The sequence below is a fragment of the Haemophilus sp. CCUG 60358 genome (assembly GCF_001679485.1).
In the GTDB taxonomy this organism is placed as follows: domain Bacteria; phylum Pseudomonadota; class Gammaproteobacteria; order Enterobacterales; family Pasteurellaceae; genus Haemophilus_D.
The window spans coordinates 13,440-33,649 of record NZ_LZOZ01000008.1 but is presented as its reverse complement, the minus strand read 5'-3'; the positions used below and the strand labels follow the sequence as shown (position 1 = coordinate 33,649).

Here is a 20,210-nt window from a genome sequence, read left to right as displayed (position 1 = left end):
AACTATTTTTAATTTTTTCTATCAAACTTTACTTCTTGATAGGTTTAAGCAACTAAGATTTGATGAAGTGGCACGTCCCACACTTCTGTTGGAAGCTGTTCGACTTGCTGACATTGATGGGCTAATCCCACGGGGATAAAAGGAGACTTCTGCCAATGTTGTAAGGTGCGATCATAAAAACCACCGCCCATGCCAAGGCGATTCCCTTGTCTATCAAACGCAACGAGTGGTGTAAAAAGAATATCTAATTCATCCAAAGGCAATACATTTTGCACATTGAGTTTTGGCTCCCAAATGCCAAATTTATTTTTCAGCATTGGTGTATCTGGCAAATAACGTAAGAACAAAAGATGATTAGGATTGAAAGGGTGCAATACCGGCAAATAAACGTGTTTATCTTGTGCCCAAAGGGTTTTAATAAGTTTATCTGTGGAGATTTCACCATCAAAGGAAACATACAAGGCAACATGCTGCGCATTTTGTGCTTCAATTAATGCAAGCGCTTGTTGAGTAATGGAATTCTCTGCCTGTTGCTGCTGAAGTGCGGTCAAATTTGCTCGTGTTTTACGAATTTGTTGACGGAGTTGATTGCGAAGCGTTTGCTGTGTTGATTTCATTCGATTGGAAAGAATGGATTTTAAAGGAAGGTCCCAGAGTGCCGCTACGAGTAGTAGTCCTTGAACCCGACGGTCCAAGGAAACCGGTAAGGCCATTTTTAGGTTTCTTTAGTCCAATGACAAAGTCAAAGGTCAAGCCTACACACCAATGGCGGGAAACCGATTTATAAAGTTCTAAGTATCGGCTCAGGGACATAACCCATCCACGAACACCCCAGGAAATCTTTTAAATTTATACTAGCTCAATTTGATTAGTTTGACTAGCCTTTATTTGAATAATTTTGCTTATTCAAGCTCGTCCCACAAGGGACGAGAATTATTTTTTAACTGGTTGAGTTAAATCAGACTCTTCCGGTTTTTTCACTTCCGCAAATTGTTTATCTTTATTCGCATCGATAACTTGCTGGGTTTGGTTCGCTAATTGTTGTAAACCCATTTTCTCGTATGCTTCTTTCATTAAGAATAAACCTTCGTAAGTCGCTTTTGCATCCGGATATTGTTGCAACATACCCACTACACGGTTTGATACCGCGACCCATGCATCACGTTTTGCATAGAATTTCGCAATTTCTAATTCATGACGCGCTAATGAGTCTTTGATGTATGCCATACGTGCTACTGCATCTTGTGAATATGGGCTATTTGGGAACGCTCGCACTAAGCTTTGGAAGTTTGAAAACGCAGTTTTCATTGAAGTCGTTTCACGCGTTGCACGATCGATGCCAAAGAAATCTTGGATCATGTTATCAGCCGTTGCTAAGTTTGTTAAACCCGCCATATACACTGCATAGTCACGGTTTGGACTTTGTGGGAATTGCTGTAAGAAGTTATCTACAGTAACCAACGTTGCTGTGTAATCTTGTGTTTTATAGTTTGCATAAATTAAATCAAGCATTGCTTGTTCTTGGTAAGTACTACCCGGGAAACGCTCTGTCGCTGCTTTTAAATAACGAATCGAATCAGAATAGCTTCCTTCTTGTAATGCAGCCGCGCCTTTTGCATAAAGCTCATCAACAGAAGCTTGCTCCACTTCTTTATTACCACTGCTACAAGCTGCAATAGCGAATGAGGTAAGTGCAATAAGCACGAGAGATTTTATTTTACGCATTCTTTTTTCCTTAATTTTTACGAAAATCAATAAATAAGTTACAATTAACGAATATTGTATAGAACATTACACAATAAGCCAACTTTTTAAATTTTTAGATGGATTTTTTATGCCACAAATTACCTTAACGGCTGAAATTCAGCCCGAACAAATGGGACAGCGTTTAGACCAAACCCTCGCAGAGTTGTTCCCAGAATATTCCCGTTCGCGTTTAAAAACCTGGATTGAAGCAAAACAGGTAAAAATAAACGGTGAAATTGCCGATATTCCCCGTGCAAAAGTTTATGGCGGAGAGCAAATTGAAATTTCGGTAGAAGTGGAAGATGAAAACCGTTTTGAGCCACAAAATATTCCACTCAATATCGTTTATGAAGATGACGATATTATCGTGATTAACAAACCTAAAGATCTCGTGGTTCACCCAGGTGCAGGCAATCCGGATGGTACCGTGCTTAATGCGCTACTCTATCACTATCCACCTATTGCTGAAGTACCGCGCGCAGGGATTGTGCATCGTTTAGATAAAGACACGACAGGTCTCATGGTTGTCGCTAAAACCATTCCAGCACAAACGAAGCTTGTGCGTGATTTACAAAAACGTAAGATCACTCGTGAATACGAAGCCGTTGCAAGTGGTATTATGACTAAAGGTGGAACCGTAGATCAGCCAATGGCTCGTCACGCCACCAAACGTACATTGATGGCGGTTCACCCAATGGGCAAACCGGCTGTGACGCACTATCGCATCATGGAGAATTTCCGTAATTACACCCGCTTACGCTTACGTTTAGAAACGGGTCGTACTCACCAAATTCGTGTACACATGGCACATATTGCGCATCCACTATTGGGTGATCAAACTTACGGAGGCCGTCCTCGCCCACCTAAAAATGCAAGCGAAGCCTTCACTGAGGTGCTACGCAATTTTAAACGCCAAGCCCTACATGCGGTTATGTTGCGTTTAGCTCATCCTATCACAGGTGAAATGATGGAATGGTATGCCCCATTGCCGGATGACTTTGTCGAATTACTTCATGCCTTAAAAGCGGATTACCTCGAACATAAAGACGAATTGGATTATTAAGATGAAAACTATTGTTCCAAACTGGAATGTTCCACCACATATCCAAGCTTTTACAACCACAAGAGAAGGTGGCGTAAGCCTGCCGCCTTTCGATAGTTTCAATTTGGGTGATCATGTCGAAGACAATAAAAGTGCGGTCAAAACTAACCGCACTTTATTGGTCGAAAAATTTAATCTGCCACATTTCCCGTTATTTTTAACTCAAACACATAGCACTCGTGTGATTACGGTGCCTTATGAGGGCAATGATTTAGAGGCTGATGCGGTTTACACCAATCAACCTAACCAAGTATGTTTGGTGATGACAGCTGATTGCTTACCGGTTTTATTCACCAATAAGCAAGGGACTGAAGTGGCTGCGGCACACGCAGGTTGGCGCGGACTCTGTGATGGTGTATTAGAAGAAACGGTAAAATGTTTCCAATCTGCCCCTGAAGAGATTATTGCGTGGTTTGGGCCTGCTATCGGACCTAATGCGTTCCAAGTAGGCAAAGAAGTGATTGAGCAATTTATGGCTTTTGACCCGATTGCAGAAACGGCTTTCCGACCCGACCCGAATGAATCAGGAAAATACCTCGGCAATCTTTATCAAATCGCCACACAACGCCTCAACAAATTAGGGATTACCCAAATTTACGGTGGGGAGCATTGCACATTCAATGAAAAAGAGAGCTTCTTTTCCTATCGTCGAGATGGCAAAACAGGCCGAATGGCGAGTCTGATTTGGATAAAAAAATAAACCTATCAATGCAATAAACCGCACCTTAAAGTGCGGTTTATTTTTGGCTTATTCTGAATAGTTTTCAAACCAACTTTCTAAAATCAAGCAAGCAGAAATTCCATCGACTTTGCCTTTATTGAGAGCTCGATAACCGCCACGCTGGAAAATTTCATCTCGAGCAGAAACCGTCGTTAAGCGCTCATCTTGCAGTTCTACTTTGATACCGAAACGACCATTTAAGCGGTTGGCAAATTTTTTCGCACGAAGTGTTAAATCTTGCTCGGTTCCATCCATATTTAAAGGCAATCCCACCACAATAACATCAGGTTTCCAGTCTTTTAAGCATTTCTCAATAGCATCCCAGTTTGGAATTCCATCTTGCGCTTTAAATGCAGGTAAGGCTTGCGCCGTACCCGTGATACTTTGCCCGACTGCACAACCAATGCTTTTTGTGCCAAAATCAAACGCGATTGCTGTGATGCCCATTAACTGTGCCCCACTTGTGAAAAGACAAAATTATGAGGATTAATCCCTAATAATTGATTCGCGGCAGGATAACGATCTTCATAAATAGTTTCAAATAAAATGGTATCTGAAGCTGGTGCCACTAACCAGGCATTATCTGCAATCTCTTGTTCTAACTGTCCTGCTGTCCAACTTGCACAACCGAGCGCAACAAGATATTTTTCGGGTGCATCCTCTGAACCAAAGGTTTCCACAATATCTGCCGAAGTGGTTAGAAACATCTCATCGGTAATTTTATAACTGTGCTCAAATTCTTTCGCGGTTTTCTTATGCAGAATAAAACCACGCTCAGAATGTACTGGGCCACCCGCAAGTACAAGTTCATTGCTAAAAGTGCGGTCATTTTTCATCATAAAATTCATTTTTGAATACAGTTCAGCAATGCTTAAATCGGTGGGTTGATTAATCACTAAGCCCATTGAGCCTTGCTCATTATGCTCACACATATACACCACGGTATTTTGGAAATAATCTTCCAACTGTGGCATCGCAATTAAAAATTGCCCTTGTAAATCCATCATTATCCCAAATCTCCAAAACAAATTTGTAACGCACTAATCGCCGCTAAAGAGGCTGTTTCTGTACGTAACACACGCTTTCCTAATAAAATTTCAGTAAATCCTTGTTGTTCAGTTTGAGCGATTTCTTGAGGTGATAAACCACCTTCTGAACCAATAAGCAAACGAACCCCTTCTTTTGGAATAGAAGGCAAGGTTTTAATTGAATATTGGGCTCTTGGATGTAAATTCAATTTCAACGCGCCATCATTTTCTGCACACCAATCTTGTAATTTCATTAATGGACGAATTTCTGGCACAACGTTACGGCCACATTGTTCACAAGCCGCAATGGCAATTTTTTGCCATTGTTGGATTTTCTTATCCATACGTTCACCATCCAACTTCACGCCACAGCGTTCTGACCATAATGGTGTAATCACATTCACGCCCAATTCCACAGATTTTTGAATGGTAAATTCCATTCGATCGCCGCGTGAAATAACCTGCCCTAAATGAATCGATAAATTAGACTCCTTATCACTCAATTCACAACCAAGAATTTCCACTTTAACGGCTTTTTTGCTCGCTTCAATAATTTTTGCTAGATAAATATGATTACTACCATCAAATAATTCAATTTGCTCACCTTCAGTCATGCGAAGTACACGCCCTACATGATTAGCCGCATCCTCTGAAAGTTGGCAAGTAGATTGATTTTTAAGGGATTCTGGATGATAAATTCTTGGAATACGCATAATATTGAGTCTTTGATATAAGGAAAAAGTGCGGTCATTTTCAACCGCACTTTTAATATTATTCTGTTGCTAAATTTTTCGGTAAACTTTCTAAAATGGCTCGCCAATAAGCGGACGTCACTTGCTTATGTTTACGAATACATTCCACCACTAAATCGGATTGACCACTTTCACAAATATCGCGCAATTCAACATAGAAATCATGAGTGACTTGGCGATGTTTTTCTTCGCTGAAAAACAATAAACCAATTTTATGATAAACCCCACGTAAACTATTAAAAATCAAACGATAGAAAGGTTTATTAGCCATTACTGTAAATTGACGGAATAAGGCATAGTCAAACTCCATGTAACTTTCAGCGGTGTTTTCTAATGAATCTAGCCCTTTAAACAAAGCAACTGAGGCTTTAGGCGAATTTTTTACAGCTTCATAAATATAAGATTCTGACATGCGACTACGCAATGACAACATATTTTCAATAATTAGCGGTGCACTTTGACGATCTAGGGTAATTAAGGTTTCAATGATGCTTGGACCAGCTGTATCCCAAATATCATTGACTTTTGTCGGCTTGCCGTGTTGAATGGTAAGCCAGCCATCACGAGCCAAACGCTGTAATACTTCACGTAATGTGGTGCGTGTTACGCCGATTTTATCAGCTAAATCACGCTCAGAAGGAAGATTGGTGCCTGCGGGAAATACATTATCCCAAATACTCCTAACAATATATTCTTCGGCAAGAGCGGCTGGGCTTTGAGCCCGTAAAAGGGTATTATCTGTTTGCATGAGTATGAAATAAATATAAAAAAGTCTAAAAAGATCAAAAAAATGTGATTTATTGAATAAATCTTTAACTGGTCTATTATCCTTTAAAGCAGTATATATTACAATGATAGGACTATAAAAAACGGAGTTCAATATGACTTACACACAAGCTTTTATAAAAAACTTTCTGGGCTCGAGCCCTGATTGGTATAAATTAACTATTATTGCCTTCTTGGTAATTAACCCAATTTTATTCTTTTGGGTAAGCCCATTTGTGGCGGGTTGGGTACTCGTGGCTGAGTTTATTTTCACCCTAGCAATGGCATTAAAATGCTATCCTCTTCAACCGGGTGGTTTATTAGCCGTTGAAGCTATTGCTATTGGTATGACGAATGCAGAGCATGTTAAAGCCGAGATCATGGCAAACTTTGAAGTCGTTTTACTTTTAATCTTTATGGTGGCCGGTATTTACTTTATGAAGCAACTTTTGCTTTATGTGTTCACCAAATTATTAGTCCGTATCCGTTCTAAAATCGTCCTTTCTGTCGCCTTCTGTTTTAGTGCTGCATTTCTTTCAGCTTTCTTAGATGCACTTACTGTTGTTGCAGTAATTATCAGCGTAGCTATGGGTTTCTATGGGGTTTATCACAAAGTCGCATCCGGTAAAACACTACAAGATGCGGTTGATATTTCTGATGATAACAAAATTAAAAACCACGAAACTCTCGAAAAATTCCGTTCTTTCTTACGTAGCTTAATGATGCATGCAGGCGTGGGGACAGCTCTCGGTGGTGTAATGACCATGGTGGGGGAACCACAAAACCTAATCATTGCAGAACAAGCAAAATGGAACTTCATTGAGTTCTTCTTCCGTATGGCGCCAGTGACCGTTCCTGTCTTTATCTGTGGATTACTCACTTGTGTTTTAGTGGAAAAATTTAAAGTATTTGGCTATGGCGAAAAATTACCAGAAGAAGTATGGAAAATCTTGTCTGATTTAGATCGCGAAAACACACAAAAAATGTCTAAACAAGATAAAGTTCGCCTTTCTGTTCAAGGTCTTATCGCGATTTGGTTAATCTTAGGTCTAGCCTTCCATTTGGCTGCGGTAGGTCTAATCGGTTTAAGTGTGATTATTCTTGCAACAACTTTTACTGGCGTAACAGACGAGCATGCCATTGGAAAATCATTCCAAGAAAGCTTACCTTTCACTGCATTATTAGTGGTATTCTTCTCTATCGTTGCGGTGATTATTGATCAAAAACTCTTTGGTCCAATTATCCACTTCGTATTAGGTGCAGAAGAGAAAACCCAGTTAGCCCTATTCTATGGTTTCAACGGTTTACTTTCTGCTATTTCTGATAACGTATTCGTTGCAACGGTTTACATTAATGAGGCGAAAAATGCGCTTACAGCTGGAGCGATTGAGCCACACCAATTTGAATTACTTGCGGTCGCAATCAATACAGGTACAAACTTACCTTCTGTAGCAACGCCAAACGGTCAAGCCGCATTCTTGTTCTTACTGACATCCTCTCTTGCACCGTTAATTAAACTTTCCTATGGTAGAATGGTCTATATGGCATTGCCTTACACCATCGTATTAACCGTGGTGGGTTTCCTTGCTATCGAATTTATCTTACCATATATGACAATTTTGCTTGCGAACCTTGGCTTAATTCTTCCTATTTAGTGAAGCATAAGGAGAAAGAATGCTCGACTTTTTTAAGCAATTATCCCTTAAACGTTCAGCGTGGATCTTTTTGGCATTTACCGCATTTGCCTTAGAATCGACCGCACTTTATTTTCAATACGGCATGGGTTTACAACCTTGCGTACTTTGTGTTTATGAACGTTTAGCTGTTGTGGGTTTATTCGTCGCTGGTCTTATCGGCGCCTTAGCTCCAAGTTCGCTTATTATCCGCATTCTTGCTCTTATTGTGGGTTTATTTGGTGCAATTAAAGGATTAATGATATCTATCCGTCACCTTGATTTACAAATGAACCCTGTACCGTGGAAACAATGTGAATTTATCCCAAACTTTCCGGAAACTTTACCATTCCATAAATGGCTACCTGCAGTCTTCAATCCAACAGGCAGCTGTAACGAAAGCCAATGGTCACTCTTCGGTATTACTATGGTGCAATGGCTCGTGTTTATTTTTGCTGTTTATGTCCTTGTGTTGGGATTAATCACTATTTCACAAGTGAAGAAAAGCAGAAAAAGACGCCTCATTTTTAAATAATCTAATTACATGCTAAAAAGCCTAGAGATATTCTCTAGGCTTTTTTATTCTCATTGATAAAAATTATTCTGAATTTAAAACTACTCAAGAAAGAAATACCAATAAGGCATTAAGACTAGCCAAATAAAGGCACTGAGAATAACAACAAATTTAAAACTGAAGTGTTTGGTTTTATGGCGAAAGCGTTTCATCCCGTAATAAACACCAATAAACCCACCAAGAAGGCTTAATAGAAAGAAGGTGTTTTCAGAAATTCGTCAGCCGTGACGAACCGCGCGGACTTTATCTTTCCACATTAAAAAATAAGCGGCGATATTTACCGCCGCTAGCATCACAAATAAAAGCTGAATCAGCATTATGCGTAAACAGGAAGACGTTTGCAGATTGCCAATACTTTTTCTTTGGTTGCAGCAATCACTTGTTCTTCGTTTTCTTTGCCTAATGCATCTAATACATCGCACATCCAACCGGCTAATTCACGACAGTCTTGCTCGTTAAAGCCTCGACGAGTCACCGCTGGTGTACCAACACGAATACCAGAAGTCACAAATGGTTTTTGTGGATCATTTGGTACGGAGTTTTTATTCACCGTAATATTCGCTTTACCTAGCGCTGCATCTGCTGCTTTACCGGTTAAGCCTTGTTTGATGAAGCTCACTAAGAATAAATGGTTTTCTGTGCCATTTGAAACCACGTCATAACCACGTTGTTTAAACACTTCCACCATCGCTTTCGCATTTTTAATCACGTTTGCTTGATATTCTTTATAAGCTGGTTCTAACGCTTCTTTGAAACATACTGCTTTCGCCGCAATAATGTGCACTAATGGACCACCTTGGTTTGCAGGGAAAACAGAAGATTGTAAGCGTTTATAAAGCTCTTCATCACCACAAGAAGAAAGGATTAAACCACCACGTGGACCACCTAAGGTTTTATGGGTAGTCGTTGTCACAACGTGTGCGTATGGTAATGGGTTTGGATATAAACCTGCTGCAATTAAGCCCGCAACGTGAGCCATATCAACGAATAAATACGCGCCAACTTCATCTGCGATTTCACGCATTTTTTTCCAATCTACCACTTGAGAATAAGCGGAAAAACCTGCCACGATCATTTTTGGTTTATGTTCTAATGCTTTTTGACGCACATCTTCATAGTCAATTAAACCATCTGCAGTGATACCATAAAGTACAGAATTATAGATTTTACCGGAGAAGCTCACTTTCGCCCCGTGGGTTAAGTGACCACCGTGTGCTAAATCCATCCCTAAAATGGTATCGCCCGCATTGATTAATGCACCATATACTGCCGCATTGGCTTGTGAACCTGAGTGTGGTTGTACGTTCACATAATCCGCACCAAATAACTCTTTCGCGCGATCAATCGCCAACTGTTCCACAATGTCTGCGTACTCACAACCGCCGTAGTAACGTTTACCTGGATAGCCTTCTGCATATTTGTTAGTAAACTGAGAACCTTGCGCTTCCATTACTCGTGGACTCGCATAGTTTTCAGATGCGATAAGCTCGATATGCTCTTCTTGACGACGATTTTCGTCCTGAATGGCTTGCCATAAAACCGGATCGTAATCAGCGATGTTCATACTTTTTTTAAACATTGTGTTTTCCTCGTTGTTTGAATTATTTGTGTATAGTTTACCTGTTTCCAGGCAAAAACTTAACCAAAAATTTCGACCATATTTTTCATTATTACAATGAAAAACATTCATTTATCTAAATCGAGCCTTTTTCTTTTACTAATTTTTCAATTAATTTAACTTCTTTTGTTTTCTCGCCCGCACTGAGTTTGCGGCATTGGCTGGTTTCTTTCGTATAAGTATTAAAATTTGTCATCCTTGTTGGACTTTTCATTTTAATCTTCATATCCAAATGATCACCACAACGATCACAAGGTGAAACAAATTCCTTCTCATAGTCTTTAAACTCTGGAACTTGCTCTATGATTTTCGCAACTTGTGGTGAATGGGCGGTTTTAAATAGACGATCGGTAAAATCATAACTCAATTTACCATCACCTGCCTGCCATTTGGCTTTGGCTTGCAATAAATAACGCATCCAACCTTCTTTTGTATCAATCTGAGAGATACCACGCATCAGCACAGTTTGATCCGCTCGATAGGTGATGTAATCAAAATACTCGACTGGTAAAGGGGCTTTTGCCGCAGGCTTAACATGGCAAATCCAATCGCCCACCAATGCTTTTTCCTGTTCAGTTTGCTGATGTGCCGTTGCGCATCCCGAGAGCAATACAGCGACAAGACTACCTAATACTAATTTTTTCATAGTAATACTCCTTTTATTAAGTTGATTTCCGCACTATCAAAAATAAAGTGCGGTTAAAATCACGCTTGTTTTTTATCAAGCTTAAAATAATTGTATTTATTTCGCCACAAACCACTGATTCAATAACTGAATATCTTTGTCATTTTCGGTGACTCGTCGGCAAGTCGCAAAATCCTTACCTAAAATTAGTTGATTGCCATTCTGTTTAAGTTCAATTGGCATATTCACGTGATCGCCTGATTTGCTATAAAACGTAGCTAATTTCTCTTTTTCTTGTTTTTGTAATTTCTTATCTTGCTTGATGGCTTTAGCCACATTGTTACTATGCGCAGGCACCATCGCGCGATTAACAAAATCAAAACTCAAGACATTATTTTGGCTCTGCCATTTCACCTTACCTTTTGTTAAATAACGAACAGTCGTTTCTTTATCCAATTCAATGTAGGAAATGCCTCGCAAGGCGCCTGTTCCATCTGGCTTTAAGACAAAGTGATCTAAGCGATCGTAAGTTTGTTTATCTTGTGTCGGGATAGTATGACAAATCCACTCGCCATCTAACGTTGAGCTTTGTGAGACATTTGAAGCCCCCGAGCAACCCGTTAATAATACAGCAACAAGGCTACCTAATATTAATTTTCTCATGAGATACTCCTTTTATTGACAGTAGGGATAACGTTGATCACAACAAAATAGGGAAATTTTCGTTTAATCAGGAATGTGTAAAAGGCGGCAGTTACATAAATCATCACTCTCAAATTCTGATATTTCACCTGCAACCTTATTCGGAATGGGAAATAAACGCACAGTTAGTGGTTTATTTAAGCGAAATGCCATCATTCCCGTATCGCGCATAATAGCGGCAATGCTTTCTGCCTTGACATCTCCCGCCACTGGGACTGTGTCTAAACCGATACCACATACTGCACTATAAGTCAGTAAAGCACGGATATCAAAATAGTGTTTTTGTGTCCCTTCGGCTAAACCTAAATCTTCTGTCACCGCCAACATTAATCCAGAAAACCCAACCAATGGCACACGTTGGATTGATTTAAACACTTTTGTCAGTAAAGCAGAAACTTCTACTGAACCAGCCGCACCAAAATATGGCAATCCCATTAATTCATAAACTTTTGTCATGGATGCACAATTTTTAGATGGTGCCGCCGAACTATCAATGCCTGCAAATTCAAATTCACCTGATAATTTGACCGCACTTAACATCTCTAATACTTGATCTACATGATATTGCAGAGCCTGCGACATAGCTTGATAGCAATCTGCATAAAATTGATTATGAGGAGACTTTGGTACAGATTTTAATACTTCGACTAATAAATCGGGTGTTTCTAAACCAATGACAAAACTGTTTGGTAAATGACTTAGATGATAACCGGCAGGGAAATAAGGAATAAATGGCTTGCAGTTAAAATTCACCGTAAAGTTAAAATTACCTTCACCACGCGGTGTGATATTCGCAATTTTTTGTACGACATAAACAGATTGCTCAATGAGTTCATTATCTAACACACCATTTTCATCTAATGGCACGTTGACACAAGCATTACACAAGTCACCATAAGCCGCGATTAGCTCTGGTAATAAAGCAATTTCCTCTTTATTTCTCGCTGCGCCTATTGCAAATCGAATACGAATTCCACTTTCATTAAATTTATTCAATAACTCCGTTAAATACTGTAAATCTGCTTTTGCTGTCTGCAAATTGGTTAAATCCAAATATTCACCAAAAGGATTGGTAATGACCCGAATAGATTGCAAGGTATAACCAGTTTTCTGCACAGCAGGCAATAACAAATCAACATCACGTTTCACCGAATAAAGGGCGTCTTCCCATTGCGATTTATCTTTATGTAATGTTAGAAAAAAGCTTATTGTGCGAATACGACATAATTCTTTATTTTTATAATCCATGCGATTCCTTAATATTAAATATGATCTATTTGTTCACGTTGAACAGCACGATAACCAATGTCTCGACGATAAAAACGTCCAGACCATTGAATTTGTTCAGCGAGTTTTAAGGCTTTTTGTTGTGCTTCAAATACACTTTCGCCTAATGCGGTAACACAAAGCACGCGACCACCGTTCGTAACTAACTTGCCTTCTTGTTCTGCAACGCCCGCTAAGAAAACTTTCTCATTTTCGACCGCACTTTGTGGCAAACCGGTGATTTCATCGCCCTTGCGATAATCGCCTGGATAGCCTTCAGCCGCCAAAACAATCCCTAAGGAAGATTTTGGATTCCATTGGGATTTCACTTCGTTCAATTTACCATCGCAAGCTTTAAGACAAAATCCTACCAGATCTGATTCAAGGCGTAACATAATTGGCTGGGTTTCTGGATCGCCAAAACGACAGTTAAATTCAATCACTTTTGGCTGACCGCTCGGCATAATCATTAATCCTGCGTATAGGAAACCTGTGTAAACATTGCCTTCCGCTGCCATGCCATTGACTGTTGGATAAATCACTTCTCGCATAATGCGCTCATGAATTTCTTGTGTCACCACTGGCGCAGGCGAATACGCGCCCATACCGCCAGTATTTAAGCCTGTATCATTTTCGCCCACGCGTTTATGATCTTGACTAGTCGCCATAGGTTCGACGTTTTTACCATCTACCATGACGATAAAACTGGCTTCTTCGCCATCTAGAAACTCTTCAATCACCACTCGGCTACCCGCTTCGCCAAAAGCATTGCCAGAAAGCATATCACGCACAGCTTCTTCCGCTTCTTGCAATGTCATTGCAACGATTACGCCTTTGCCCGCCGCCAAACCATCTGCTTTGACGACAATTGGCGCACCTTTTTCACGCAAGTACGCCAATGCAGGTTCTACTTCGGTGAAGTTTTGATATTCTGCCGTTGGAATTTTGTGACGAGCGAGGAAGTCTTTGGTGAATGCTTTTGAACCTTCCAATTGCGCAGCCGCTTTAGTTGGACCAAAAATTTTCAATCCAGCTTCACGAAATGCATCAACTACCCCAATCACTAGCGGAGCTTCAGGGCCAACAATGGTTAATCCAATTTGCTTATCTTGAGCAAATTTCACTAATGCGGGGATATCTGTTGCAGAAATATTCACGTTTTCTACTTTTTGCTCTAATGCTGTACCCGCATTGCCCGGTGCAACGAAAACTTTGTCCGCTAATGGAGATTGTGCAGCTTTCCAAGCCAAGGCGTGTTCACGACCGCCATTTCCGATGATGAGGATGTTCATAATGCTCCTTGTATCTTTTTGAATTTAACCCCCTCTTTAGCAAAGAGGGGAAGGGGAGATTTGGCAGAAGTTATTTCAACCTCATAGTATATTTAGCATCGTTTAAATCTCCCCCAGCCCCCTCTTTACGAAAGAGGGGGGGGAGGAATAAGTAAAAAAGTAATTCGCTCATTGAGCGAAGTTACGATATAAATTAATGTCTAAAATGACGCATTCCAGTTAATACCATCACCATATTATGTTCATCTGCTGCATCGATGACTTCTTGATCGCGCATTGAGCCACCTGGATGGATCACACATTGAATCCCTACTTTCGCCGCAGCATCAATGCCGTCACGGAATGGGAAGAAAGCATCAGATGCCATCACACAACCAGCCACGGTTAAGCCTTCATCCTGTGCTTTGATACCTGCAATTTTGGCCGAATACACACGGCTCATTTGGCCAGCACCAATGCCGATGGTTTGGTTATCTTTGGCGTAAACAATGGCATTGGATTTCACGAATTTCGCCACTTTCCAGCAGAATAATAAGTCTTTTAATTCTTGTTCAGTTGGTTGACGTTTACTCACCACTTTTAAATCATCCACACCAACCATGCCTAAATCCGCATCTTGTACTAATAAACCGCCGTTTACACGTTTGAAATCCAAACGTTCAGAACGAGAGGTCCATTCACCACATTCAAGCAAACGAACATTTTTCTTACGTTTCACGACTTCTTGTGCTTCAGCAGAAACTTTCGGCGCAATAATCACTTCAACGAATTGACGCTCTACAATTTCATTCGCCGTTTTTTCGTCTAATTCACGGTTGAAAGCAATAATGCCGCCAAATGCAGAAGTTGGATCGGTTTGGTAAGCGCGATTATAGGCGTCTAAAATATCTTTACCTAAAGCCACACCGCATGGATTGGCATGTTTAACGATCACACAAGCTGGCTCATCAAATTCTTTCACGCATTCAAGTGCCGCATCGGTGTCTGCAATATTATTGTAAGACAAAGCTTTACCTTGGAGTTGATTAGCCGTAGCCACACTCGCTTCTTTCACATTCAAATCAACATAGAAGGCAGCATTTTGATGGGCATTTTCGCCGTAACGCATGGTTTGTTTACGCACGAAGTTAAGGTTTAAAGTCCGTGGGAATTGACCGCACTTCGCATTGGCATCTTCTTCCTCTGCCACATGATATGGTTTCACCATTTGTCCAAAGTAGTTGGCAATCATGGAGTCATATTGAGCAGTATGTTCAAATGCTTTAATCGCAAGGTCAAAACGAGTTTCAAGCGTTAGGCTGTTCTGATGTTTATCCATCTCTGCAAGAATTGCATTGAAATCACCATTATTTACCACAATCGCCACATCTTTATGGTTTTTCGCGGCAGAACGCACCATGGTTGGTCCACCGATATCGATATTTTCTACCGCATCAGCCAAGGTGCAATCTGGTTTAGCCACGGTGGCTGCAAACGGATATAAATTCACGACGACCATATCAATGCCTTCAATGCCATGTTGCTGCATGATGGCATCATCTGTACCACGACGACCAAGAATCCCACCATGTACTTTTGGATGTAAGGTTTTCACTCGACCGTCCATCATTTCAGGGAATCCCGTATAATCAGACACTTCAGTCACCGGCAAACCATGTTGCTCCAACAATTTTGCAGTACCGCCTGTGGAAAGTAGTTTTACACCACGCTGTACTAAGCCTTGAGCAAATTCTACGATACCGGTTTTATCAGAAACACTCAGTAAAGCCTGACGAATTGGACGATCTGTCATTACATTTTCCTTTAATTAAATGGTTAAAAATAAGCGCGGGGAATTATAACGCAAACGTTTGCGTTTATGTAGAAAAAATTTTCCTAGTAAGCGCACTTCAACGTTCGGCTGCTTATTTAGGAGGTTTAAAAAACAAAAAAGCCCGCAAAATGCGGGCAACCTAACAGTGTGAATAATGTGATTAACGTTTGCGGTTATCTAAAGAAAATGCACCGGCACCGGCAAACACAAAATAGAAGAATACGAGAGAGTAAAGTAAAGCAAGTTCACCACCGTTCGCGATTGGGAAGAATAAATTCCCTTTACCTGCTACAGCATAAAGAAATATGCATAAGCCATTTGACCCGAAAGGATAAATGCCGCAGGGCGAACAAATAAGCCTAAAATTAATAGGATTGAACCGACAATCTCGATTACTCCACCGACGATCATCATTGGATCGCCCACTGCACCGTTACCGCTCGTCATTGAAATTGGGAATTCCCAGAATTTCGCTGTACCGTGTAAGATAAACATATACGCAGCGATGATACGTAATAAAGCTAAAACATACGGAGAGTATTTTTCTAAGTTTTTCATAAAGTTTTCCTAATAAAAAATAAAAAGTGATTTGAGAACGGGGCGTATATTAATGATTAACTTAAAGCTAAACAATACCTCAAATCGAAAATGACTTTTTACTATTAGGAAATAATCTTACGCTTTGCTGATTTTCTCAATCCATTGTAAAAATTCAACAGCTGGCATAAATCCATTAACACGACTGCCTTCAATTTCTTCTCCATCTTGGTTAAAGAATAAAATTGTCGGTAAACCTAACACTTTATATTTTGTCATTAAAGCTCGGTTTTCTTCGGAGTTTTTTGTCATATCGACTTGAAGAAGCAGCATGTCACCAAAGGCTTTTTGTACACTTGGATCACTAAATGTTTCTTTTTCAAACTCTTTACAAGCGACACACCAATCCGCATAAAGATCGAGCATCACAAGTGATTTGTTATTTTCAGCAAGTGCTTGTTGCAATTCAGCTTCGCTTTTCACTTTCTTAAATTCAACATGGGAAACCACTTTATTTTCGACCGCACTTGGTGTTGAGGTTTCGCCCCAAACCCAAGTTTGAAGTGGTTTAACACTAATCATTGCCGCCACTAAAAAGAGAATTCGGAATACCCAACCTGTACCATTTTTTGGCATTTGGAAAGCAAACCAAATGAAAAATGCGGTACCGAGCATCGCCCATAATCTTGGTGTCCATTCATCTGGCAAAATACGAGAAATTAAGAATACCGGTAATGCAAGCATCACAAAGCCAAAAAGCTTTTTAACGGTTTCCATCCACATGCCTGATTTAGGCAGGATTTTATTCCCAAATAAAGTGATTAAAATCAGTGGTACGCCCATGCCCAACGCGAGCAAATAAAGCGTGATCGCACCAGTAAATAAATCACCACTCTGCGCCACATAAAGCAAGGCGCCAGAAAGCGGTGCTGATGTGCAAGGTGAAGCCACAAGTCCTGCAATCATGCCCATTAAGAACACGCCACCCAAAGCGCCGGCTTTTTGCTGTTGGCTAAGTAAAGAGAGTTTTGTTTGTAAGGAGCTTGGGAGCTGTAAGGTAAATACACCGAACATCGATAAGGCTAACAAGACAAAGATGATTGATAAACCAATTATCACATAAGGATGTTGTAAAGCCACTTGGAACGGTAAACCAATTGCGGCGACAACCAAGCCTAGCAAGGTATAAGTCAGCGCCATCCCCTGCACATACACAAAGCTTAATGCAAAAGCGCGCCACATATTAGGACGCTGATTTTGGCCAATCACTATCGCTGAAAGCAGTGGTAGCATTGGCAACACACAAGGGGTAAAGGCCAAACCTAATCCTAACAAGAAAAAACCAAATACAGCATATTTGCTGTTAAATAAACTTTCCGCTAAACGGTCTTGTTCTGCTTTAGGTTGCACTGAAAGTGCGGTCGAGTTTTCCGATGTTTTTTCAGTATTAGCTACCTGTGCAATAGGCAAATCTGCCACTTTAATTTCTTTCACTTCAGGCGGATAACAAAAGCCCTCAGTACAACCTTGGTAAGCAATTTCAACCACATCTTCTGCTTTTAATGGCGGCTGACTCGCTTTAAAAATAGCTTTCACGGGCTTTTTGAAAATCTTCATCAAGCCGAAATAAGGATCGTTATAATCTTCGGGTGAAATAGAAAATGTAGCTACATCAAATGATGCATTTTCTTCTTGATTGAGCTTCACGGAAATTTTCTCTTGATAGAGATAATACCCTTCTGCAATCGACCAATTAACGATCACATTTTCTTGATTCTCGCTTTTCGCAGCTGAAAATTGAAAAGCTTCATCCACAGGTAAGAAAGCCGGTTTCTTATCAAAAAGACCGGCTTGAGTGGAAAGTGCGGTAAAAATAAAAAATAAAAAAAGAAGAATTCGCTTCATCATAAAGTTCCAACTATTGTTCCTGCTAAAATTCTAGCATAGATAAGCGGAATGTTAATAATTTATGACTTAGATCATAAAATTAAATGTAATTTAAACAATGACTGCACTTTTCTGTTGTTACAGCAATGTTACAACTATAGAATACGCTCATAACAAAATATAACAAGGAGCAATGAATGGCTACCCCGAAAATTCTCATCGTGGAAGATGAAGCGGTAACCCGTAATACGTTAAGAGGAATTTTTGAAGCTGAGGGCTATGAGGTATTACAAGCACAAGATGGTGCGGAAATGTATCGTCAGTTAAACTCAGAAACGGTCAATCTCATCGTATTAGATATCAACTTACCTGGTAAAAATGGTTTATTACTAGGGCGTGAGTTACGTGAGAAAGCTGCAATTCCATTAATCTTCCTCACGGGACGAGATAACGAGGTCGATAAAATTTTAGGCTTGGAAATTGGGGCAGATGATTATCTCACTAAACCATTTAACCCAAGAGAACTCACCATTCGTGCACGAAATTTATTGCATCGCACCATGACACTAAATGGCAAAGAAACCCATTTACAACGTGAGAACTATCGTTTTAATGGGTGGACACTGGATTTAAATAGCCACAATTTAATCACACCTGAAGGCGTTGAATTTAAACTGCCTCGTAGTGAATTCCGTGCCATGTTGCACTTCTGCGAAAACCCTGGCAAATTGCAAACTCGTGAAGAATTATTGCTAAAAATGACAGGACGTGAATTAAAACCACAAGATCGTACTGTGGATGTAACAATTCGTCGTATTCGAAAACATTTTGAAGATCATCCTAATACCCCAGAAATCATTGCTACCGTACATGGAGAAGGCTATCGTTTCTGTGGTGAGTTAGAAGAATAATTGATCATTAAGTAATAAAAGGCTGAGTCAAATCAGCCTTTTGTTTTTTGCTATCCACGGCGAGATTCGGTAAAATCAACGCCAATTTACGATTAATAAACAACGGATAACAATGACCAAGAAAAAAGTCAAAGTCGGCTCCAACACCATTGCGTTAAATAAACGAGCTCGACACGAATATTTTATTGAAGATGAAATTGAAGCCGGCCTTGAATTACAAGGTTGGGAAGTAAAATCAATGCGCGCAGGTAAAGCCAATATCAGCGACAGCTATATCATTTTTAAAAACGGGGAAGCCTATTTATTTGGTGCAACCATTCAACCATTAAGCTTGGCTTCTACCCACGTGGTTTGCGATCCGACGCGTACGCGTAAGCTTTTATTGAATAAACGTGAACTGGATAATCTTTTCGGTAAATCAAGCCGTGATGGTTTTACCATTGTTGCCCTTTCTCTTTATTGGAAAGGTGCTTGGGCAAAGATCAAAATCGGTCTTGCGAAAGGTAAAAAACAACATGATAAACGTGATGATATTAAAGAGCGTGAATGGAAAGTGGCGAAAGAGCGTATTATGAAAAACGCACATCGTGGATAACTCTCCCTCCAAACTGACAAAATGCCTTTCAACCGAAAGGCATTTTTCTTTTTCTCAATATGAAAAAAATTCTCATGACTATGAATAAAACTATATTGATAATCATTCTCTTTTGAGTTAGTATCTTCGCCCAATTCTTTTCGTTATATAAGGAGCTCTAATGAAAAAAGGCATTCACCCTGAAAATTATCGTACCGTTTTATTTTACGATTCCAACGCGAAACAAGGCTTTCTCATTCGTTCTTGTGCTAAAACCAACAACACCATGAAATGGGAAGATGGTAATGAATACCCTGTATTTATGTGCGATACCTCATCAGCTTCTCACCCATTTTATACCGGTAAAACTCGTCAAATTGGTAATGAAGGTCGTGCAAGTGAATTTGCAAACCGCTACGGTAAATTTGGCGCATTTAAATCAAAATAGGAATGTTCAATGAAAGTATTATCTTCACTCAAAAGCGCAAAAAACCGTCCTGGCTGCAAAATTGTTCGTCGCCACGGTGTCGTCTATGTCATTTCGAAAACCAACCCTCGCTTTAAAGCGCGTCAAGGTGGGAAAAAGAAAGGTTAACCCCAATAAAAAAAGAGCGGTCAAATTTC

Annotated in this window: 21 protein-coding genes, 1 other RNA gene and 2 pseudogenes; 8 read left to right on the top strand and 16 right to left on the bottom strand. The window is 40.1% G+C overall.

Annotated features, from left to right (window positions below; genetic code table 11):
- Nucleotides 1-44: 44 nt before the first annotated feature.
- The 3 genes from A9500_RS02735 to A9500_RS02725 all read right to left on the bottom strand — a co-directional run bounded on the left by A9500_RS02735 (nt 45) and on the right by A9500_RS02725 (nt 1,725).
- Nucleotides 45-617, bottom strand: coding sequence for a 5-formyltetrahydrofolate cyclo-ligase (locus A9500_RS02735; RefSeq protein ID WP_065243911.1), 573 nt, complete (start codon nt 615-617; stop codon nt 45-47).
- Nucleotides 618-643: 26 nt separating this feature from the next.
- A non-coding RNA gene (gene ssrS / locus A9500_RS02730) (6S RNA) lies at nt 644-841 on the bottom strand.
- Nucleotides 842-933: 92 nt separating this feature from the next.
- Nucleotides 934-1,725 (bottom strand): outer membrane protein assembly factor BamD, encoded by a 792-nt coding sequence (locus tag A9500_RS02725; protein ID WP_014064094.1) that lies wholly within the window; start codon nt 1,723-1,725, stop codon nt 934-936.
- Between the two features lie 109 nt (nt 1,726-1,834).
- Here A9500_RS02725 and rluD point away from each other — a divergent pair, with 109 nt between their 5' ends.
- A complete protein-coding gene (rluD, locus tag A9500_RS02720; RefSeq protein ID WP_065243805.1) occupies nt 1,835-2,809 on the top strand; it encodes a 23S rRNA pseudouridine(1911/1915/1917) synthase RluD in 975 nt (324 codons plus the stop codon).
- Between the two features lies 1 nt (nt 2,810).
- Nucleotides 2,811-3,548 carry a peptidoglycan editing factor PgeF gene (gene pgeF, locus A9500_RS02715; RefSeq protein ID WP_065243804.1) on the top strand — a complete coding sequence of 246 codons (738 nt, stop codon included), beginning with the start codon at nt 2,811-2,813 and terminating at the stop codon, nt 3,546-3,548.
- 48 nt (nt 3,549-3,596) lie between these two features.
- Here pgeF and ruvX read toward each other — a convergent pair whose 3' ends face one another.
- The 4 genes from ruvX to fadR are packed head-to-tail and all read right to left on the bottom strand — an operon-like array spanning nt 3,597 to nt 6,097.
- Nucleotides 3,597-4,016, bottom strand: a complete 420-nt coding sequence (ruvX, locus tag A9500_RS02710; protein ID WP_014064097.1) for a Holliday junction resolvase RuvX — start codon at nt 4,014-4,016, stop codon at nt 3,597-3,599.
- Nucleotides 4,016-4,576: a YqgE/AlgH family protein gene (locus A9500_RS02705; RefSeq protein WP_049364895.1), complete on the bottom strand. Its 561-nt coding sequence runs from the start codon at nt 4,574-4,576 to the stop codon at nt 4,016-4,018. The genes ruvX and A9500_RS02705 overlap by 1 nt, the downstream gene beginning before the upstream one ends.
- On the bottom strand, nt 4,576-5,310 hold the full coding sequence (gene rsmE, locus A9500_RS02700) for a 16S rRNA (uracil(1498)-N(3))-methyltransferase (RefSeq protein ID WP_065243803.1): 735 nt from the start codon (nt 5,308-5,310) through the stop codon (nt 4,576-4,578). The genes A9500_RS02705 and rsmE overlap by 1 nt, the downstream gene beginning before the upstream one ends.
- Before the next feature lie 58 nt (nt 5,311-5,368).
- Nucleotides 5,369-6,097 carry a fatty acid metabolism transcriptional regulator FadR gene (gene fadR / locus A9500_RS02695; protein WP_065243802.1) on the bottom strand — a complete coding sequence of 243 codons (729 nt, stop codon included), beginning with the start codon at nt 6,095-6,097 and terminating at the stop codon, nt 5,369-5,371.
- A 133-nt stretch (nt 6,098-6,230) separates the two neighbouring features.
- Here fadR and nhaB point away from each other — a divergent pair, with 133 nt between their 5' ends.
- Both nhaB and dsbB read left to right on the top strand, forming a co-directional pair.
- Entirely contained in the window at nt 6,231-7,769 is a 1,539-nt protein-coding gene (nhaB, locus tag A9500_RS02690; protein WP_065243801.1) for a Na(+)/H(+) antiporter NhaB, read from the top strand.
- 19 nt (nt 7,770-7,788) lie between these two features.
- Complete coding sequence (gene dsbB, locus A9500_RS02685) at nt 7,789-8,322, top strand: disulfide bond formation protein DsbB (RefSeq protein WP_065243800.1); 534 nt, start codon at nt 7,789-7,791, stop codon at nt 8,320-8,322.
- Nucleotides 8,323-8,402: 80 nt separating this feature from the next.
- Here the strand turns inward: dsbB and A9500_RS02680 are convergent.
- The 9 genes and pseudogenes from A9500_RS02680 to A9500_RS02640 all read right to left on the bottom strand — a co-directional run bounded on the left by A9500_RS02680 (nt 8,403) and on the right by A9500_RS02640 (nt 18,119).
- Nucleotides 8,403-8,678 (bottom strand): annotated as a pseudogene (locus tag A9500_RS02680) (DUF1294 domain-containing protein).
- Nucleotides 8,678-9,940: a serine hydroxymethyltransferase gene (glyA, locus tag A9500_RS02675; protein WP_065243799.1), complete on the bottom strand. Its 1,263-nt coding sequence runs from the start codon at nt 9,938-9,940 to the stop codon at nt 8,678-8,680. The pseudogene A9500_RS02680 and the gene glyA overlap by 1 nt, the downstream one beginning before the upstream one ends.
- Before the next feature lie 115 nt (nt 9,941-10,055).
- Nucleotides 10,056-10,625: a hypothetical protein gene (locus A9500_RS02670; RefSeq protein ID WP_065243798.1), complete on the bottom strand. Its 570-nt coding sequence runs from the start codon at nt 10,623-10,625 to the stop codon at nt 10,056-10,058.
- Between the two features lie 96 nt (nt 10,626-10,721).
- Nucleotides 10,722-11,267, bottom strand: a complete 546-nt coding sequence (locus tag A9500_RS02665) for a hypothetical protein (protein ID WP_065243797.1) — start codon at nt 11,265-11,267, stop codon at nt 10,722-10,724.
- 63 nt (nt 11,268-11,330) lie between these two features.
- The gene (locus tag A9500_RS02660; RefSeq protein ID WP_065243796.1) at nt 11,331-12,554 is read right to left on the bottom strand and encodes a DUF711 family protein; all 1,224 of its coding nucleotides are present in this window, start codon (nt 12,552-12,554) and stop codon (nt 11,331-11,333) included.
- Nucleotides 12,555-12,568: 14 nt separating this feature from the next.
- Nucleotides 12,569-13,864 carry a phosphoribosylamine--glycine ligase gene (gene purD / locus A9500_RS02655; protein ID WP_065243795.1) on the bottom strand — a complete coding sequence of 432 codons (1,296 nt, stop codon included), beginning with the start codon at nt 13,862-13,864 and terminating at the stop codon, nt 12,569-12,571.
- A gap of 193 nt (nt 13,865-14,057) precedes the next feature.
- On the bottom strand, nt 14,058-15,656 hold the full coding sequence (gene purH, locus A9500_RS02650) for a bifunctional phosphoribosylaminoimidazolecarboxamide formyltransferase/IMP cyclohydrolase (RefSeq protein ID WP_065243794.1): 1,599 nt from the start codon (nt 15,654-15,656) through the stop codon (nt 14,058-14,060).
- A 181-nt stretch (nt 15,657-15,837) separates the two neighbouring features.
- Nucleotides 15,838-16,235: pseudogene (locus A9500_RS02645) on the bottom strand (DoxX family protein).
- A gap of 117 nt (nt 16,236-16,352) precedes the next feature.
- Entirely contained in the window at nt 16,353-18,119 is a 1,767-nt protein-coding gene (locus A9500_RS02640; RefSeq protein ID WP_065243793.1) for a protein-disulfide reductase DsbD, read from the bottom strand.
- 179 nt (nt 18,120-18,298) lie between these two features.
- Between A9500_RS02640 and arcA the strand changes: the two genes are divergently transcribed.
- From arcA to ykgO, 4 genes are all read left to right on the top strand, one after another.
- Nucleotides 18,299-19,012, top strand: a complete 714-nt coding sequence (gene arcA / locus A9500_RS02635) for a two-component system response regulator ArcA (protein WP_065243792.1) — start codon at nt 18,299-18,301, stop codon at nt 19,010-19,012.
- Between the two features lie 112 nt (nt 19,013-19,124).
- Entirely contained in the window at nt 19,125-19,607 is a 483-nt protein-coding gene (gene smpB / locus A9500_RS02630) for an SsrA-binding protein SmpB (RefSeq protein ID WP_049357636.1), read from the top strand.
- Nucleotides 19,608-19,767: 160 nt separating this feature from the next.
- On the top strand, nt 19,768-20,034 hold the full coding sequence (locus A9500_RS02625) for a type B 50S ribosomal protein L31 (protein ID WP_005695437.1): 267 nt from the start codon (nt 19,768-19,770) through the stop codon (nt 20,032-20,034).
- Between the two features lie 9 nt (nt 20,035-20,043).
- Nucleotides 20,044-20,181: a type B 50S ribosomal protein L36 gene (gene ykgO, locus A9500_RS02620; protein WP_005695435.1), complete on the top strand. Its 138-nt coding sequence runs from the start codon at nt 20,044-20,046 to the stop codon at nt 20,179-20,181.
- Nucleotides 20,182-20,210: the final 29 nt, after the last annotated feature.

Bases quoted from the DNA above. Each gene is read 5' to 3' on its own strand.
- A9500_RS02735 (WP_065243911.1), bottom strand. From the start codon at position 617: ATGAAATCAACACAGCAAACGCTTCGCAATCAACTCCGTCAACAAATT.
- A9500_RS02725 (WP_014064094.1), bottom strand. From the start codon at position 1,725: ATGCGTAAAATAAAATCTCTCGTGCTTATTGCACTTACCTCATTCGCT.
- rluD (WP_065243805.1), top strand. From the start codon at position 1,835: ATGCCACAAATTACCTTAACGGCTGAAATTCAGCCCGAACAAATGGGA.
- pgeF (WP_065243804.1), top strand. From the start codon at position 2,811: ATGAAAACTATTGTTCCAAACTGGAATGTTCCACCACATATCCAAGCT.
- ruvX (WP_014064097.1), bottom strand. From the start codon at position 4,016: ATGGGCATCACAGCAATCGCGTTTGATTTTGGCACAAAAAGCATTGGT.
- A9500_RS02705 (WP_049364895.1), bottom strand. From the start codon at position 4,576: ATGATGGATTTACAAGGGCAATTTTTAATTGCGATGCCACAGTTGGAA.
- rsmE (WP_065243803.1), bottom strand. From the start codon at position 5,310: ATGCGTATTCCAAGAATTTATCATCCAGAATCCCTTAAAAATCAATCT.
- fadR (WP_065243802.1), bottom strand. From the start codon at position 6,097: ATGCAAACAGATAATACCCTTTTACGGGCTCAAAGCCCAGCCGCTCTT.
- nhaB (WP_065243801.1), top strand. From the start codon at position 6,231: ATGACTTACACACAAGCTTTTATAAAAAACTTTCTGGGCTCGAGCCCT.
- dsbB (WP_065243800.1), top strand. From the start codon at position 7,789: ATGCTCGACTTTTTTAAGCAATTATCCCTTAAACGTTCAGCGTGGATC.
- glyA (WP_065243799.1), bottom strand. From the start codon at position 9,940: ATGTTTAAAAAAAGTATGAACATCGCTGATTACGATCCGGTTTTATGG.
- A9500_RS02670 (WP_065243798.1), bottom strand. From the start codon at position 10,625: ATGAAAAAATTAGTATTAGGTAGTCTTGTCGCTGTATTGCTCTCGGGA.
- A9500_RS02665 (WP_065243797.1), bottom strand. From the start codon at position 11,267: ATGAGAAAATTAATATTAGGTAGCCTTGTTGCTGTATTATTAACGGGT.
- A9500_RS02660 (WP_065243796.1), bottom strand. From the start codon at position 12,554: ATGGATTATAAAAATAAAGAATTATGTCGTATTCGCACAATAAGCTTT.
- purD (WP_065243795.1), bottom strand. From the start codon at position 13,864: ATGAACATCCTCATCATCGGAAATGGCGGTCGTGAACACGCCTTGGCT.
- purH (WP_065243794.1), bottom strand. From the start codon at position 15,656: ATGACAGATCGTCCAATTCGTCAGGCTTTACTGAGTGTTTCTGATAAA.
- A9500_RS02640 (WP_065243793.1), bottom strand. From the start codon at position 18,119: ATGAAGCGAATTCTTCTTTTTTTATTTTTTATTTTTACCGCACTTTCC.
- arcA (WP_065243792.1), top strand. From the start codon at position 18,299: ATGGCTACCCCGAAAATTCTCATCGTGGAAGATGAAGCGGTAACCCGT.
- smpB (WP_049357636.1), top strand. From the start codon at position 19,125: ATGACCAAGAAAAAAGTCAAAGTCGGCTCCAACACCATTGCGTTAAAT.
- A9500_RS02625 (WP_005695437.1), top strand. From the start codon at position 19,768: ATGAAAAAAGGCATTCACCCTGAAAATTATCGTACCGTTTTATTTTAC.
- ykgO (WP_005695435.1), top strand. From the start codon at position 20,044: ATGAAAGTATTATCTTCACTCAAAAGCGCAAAAAACCGTCCTGGCTGC.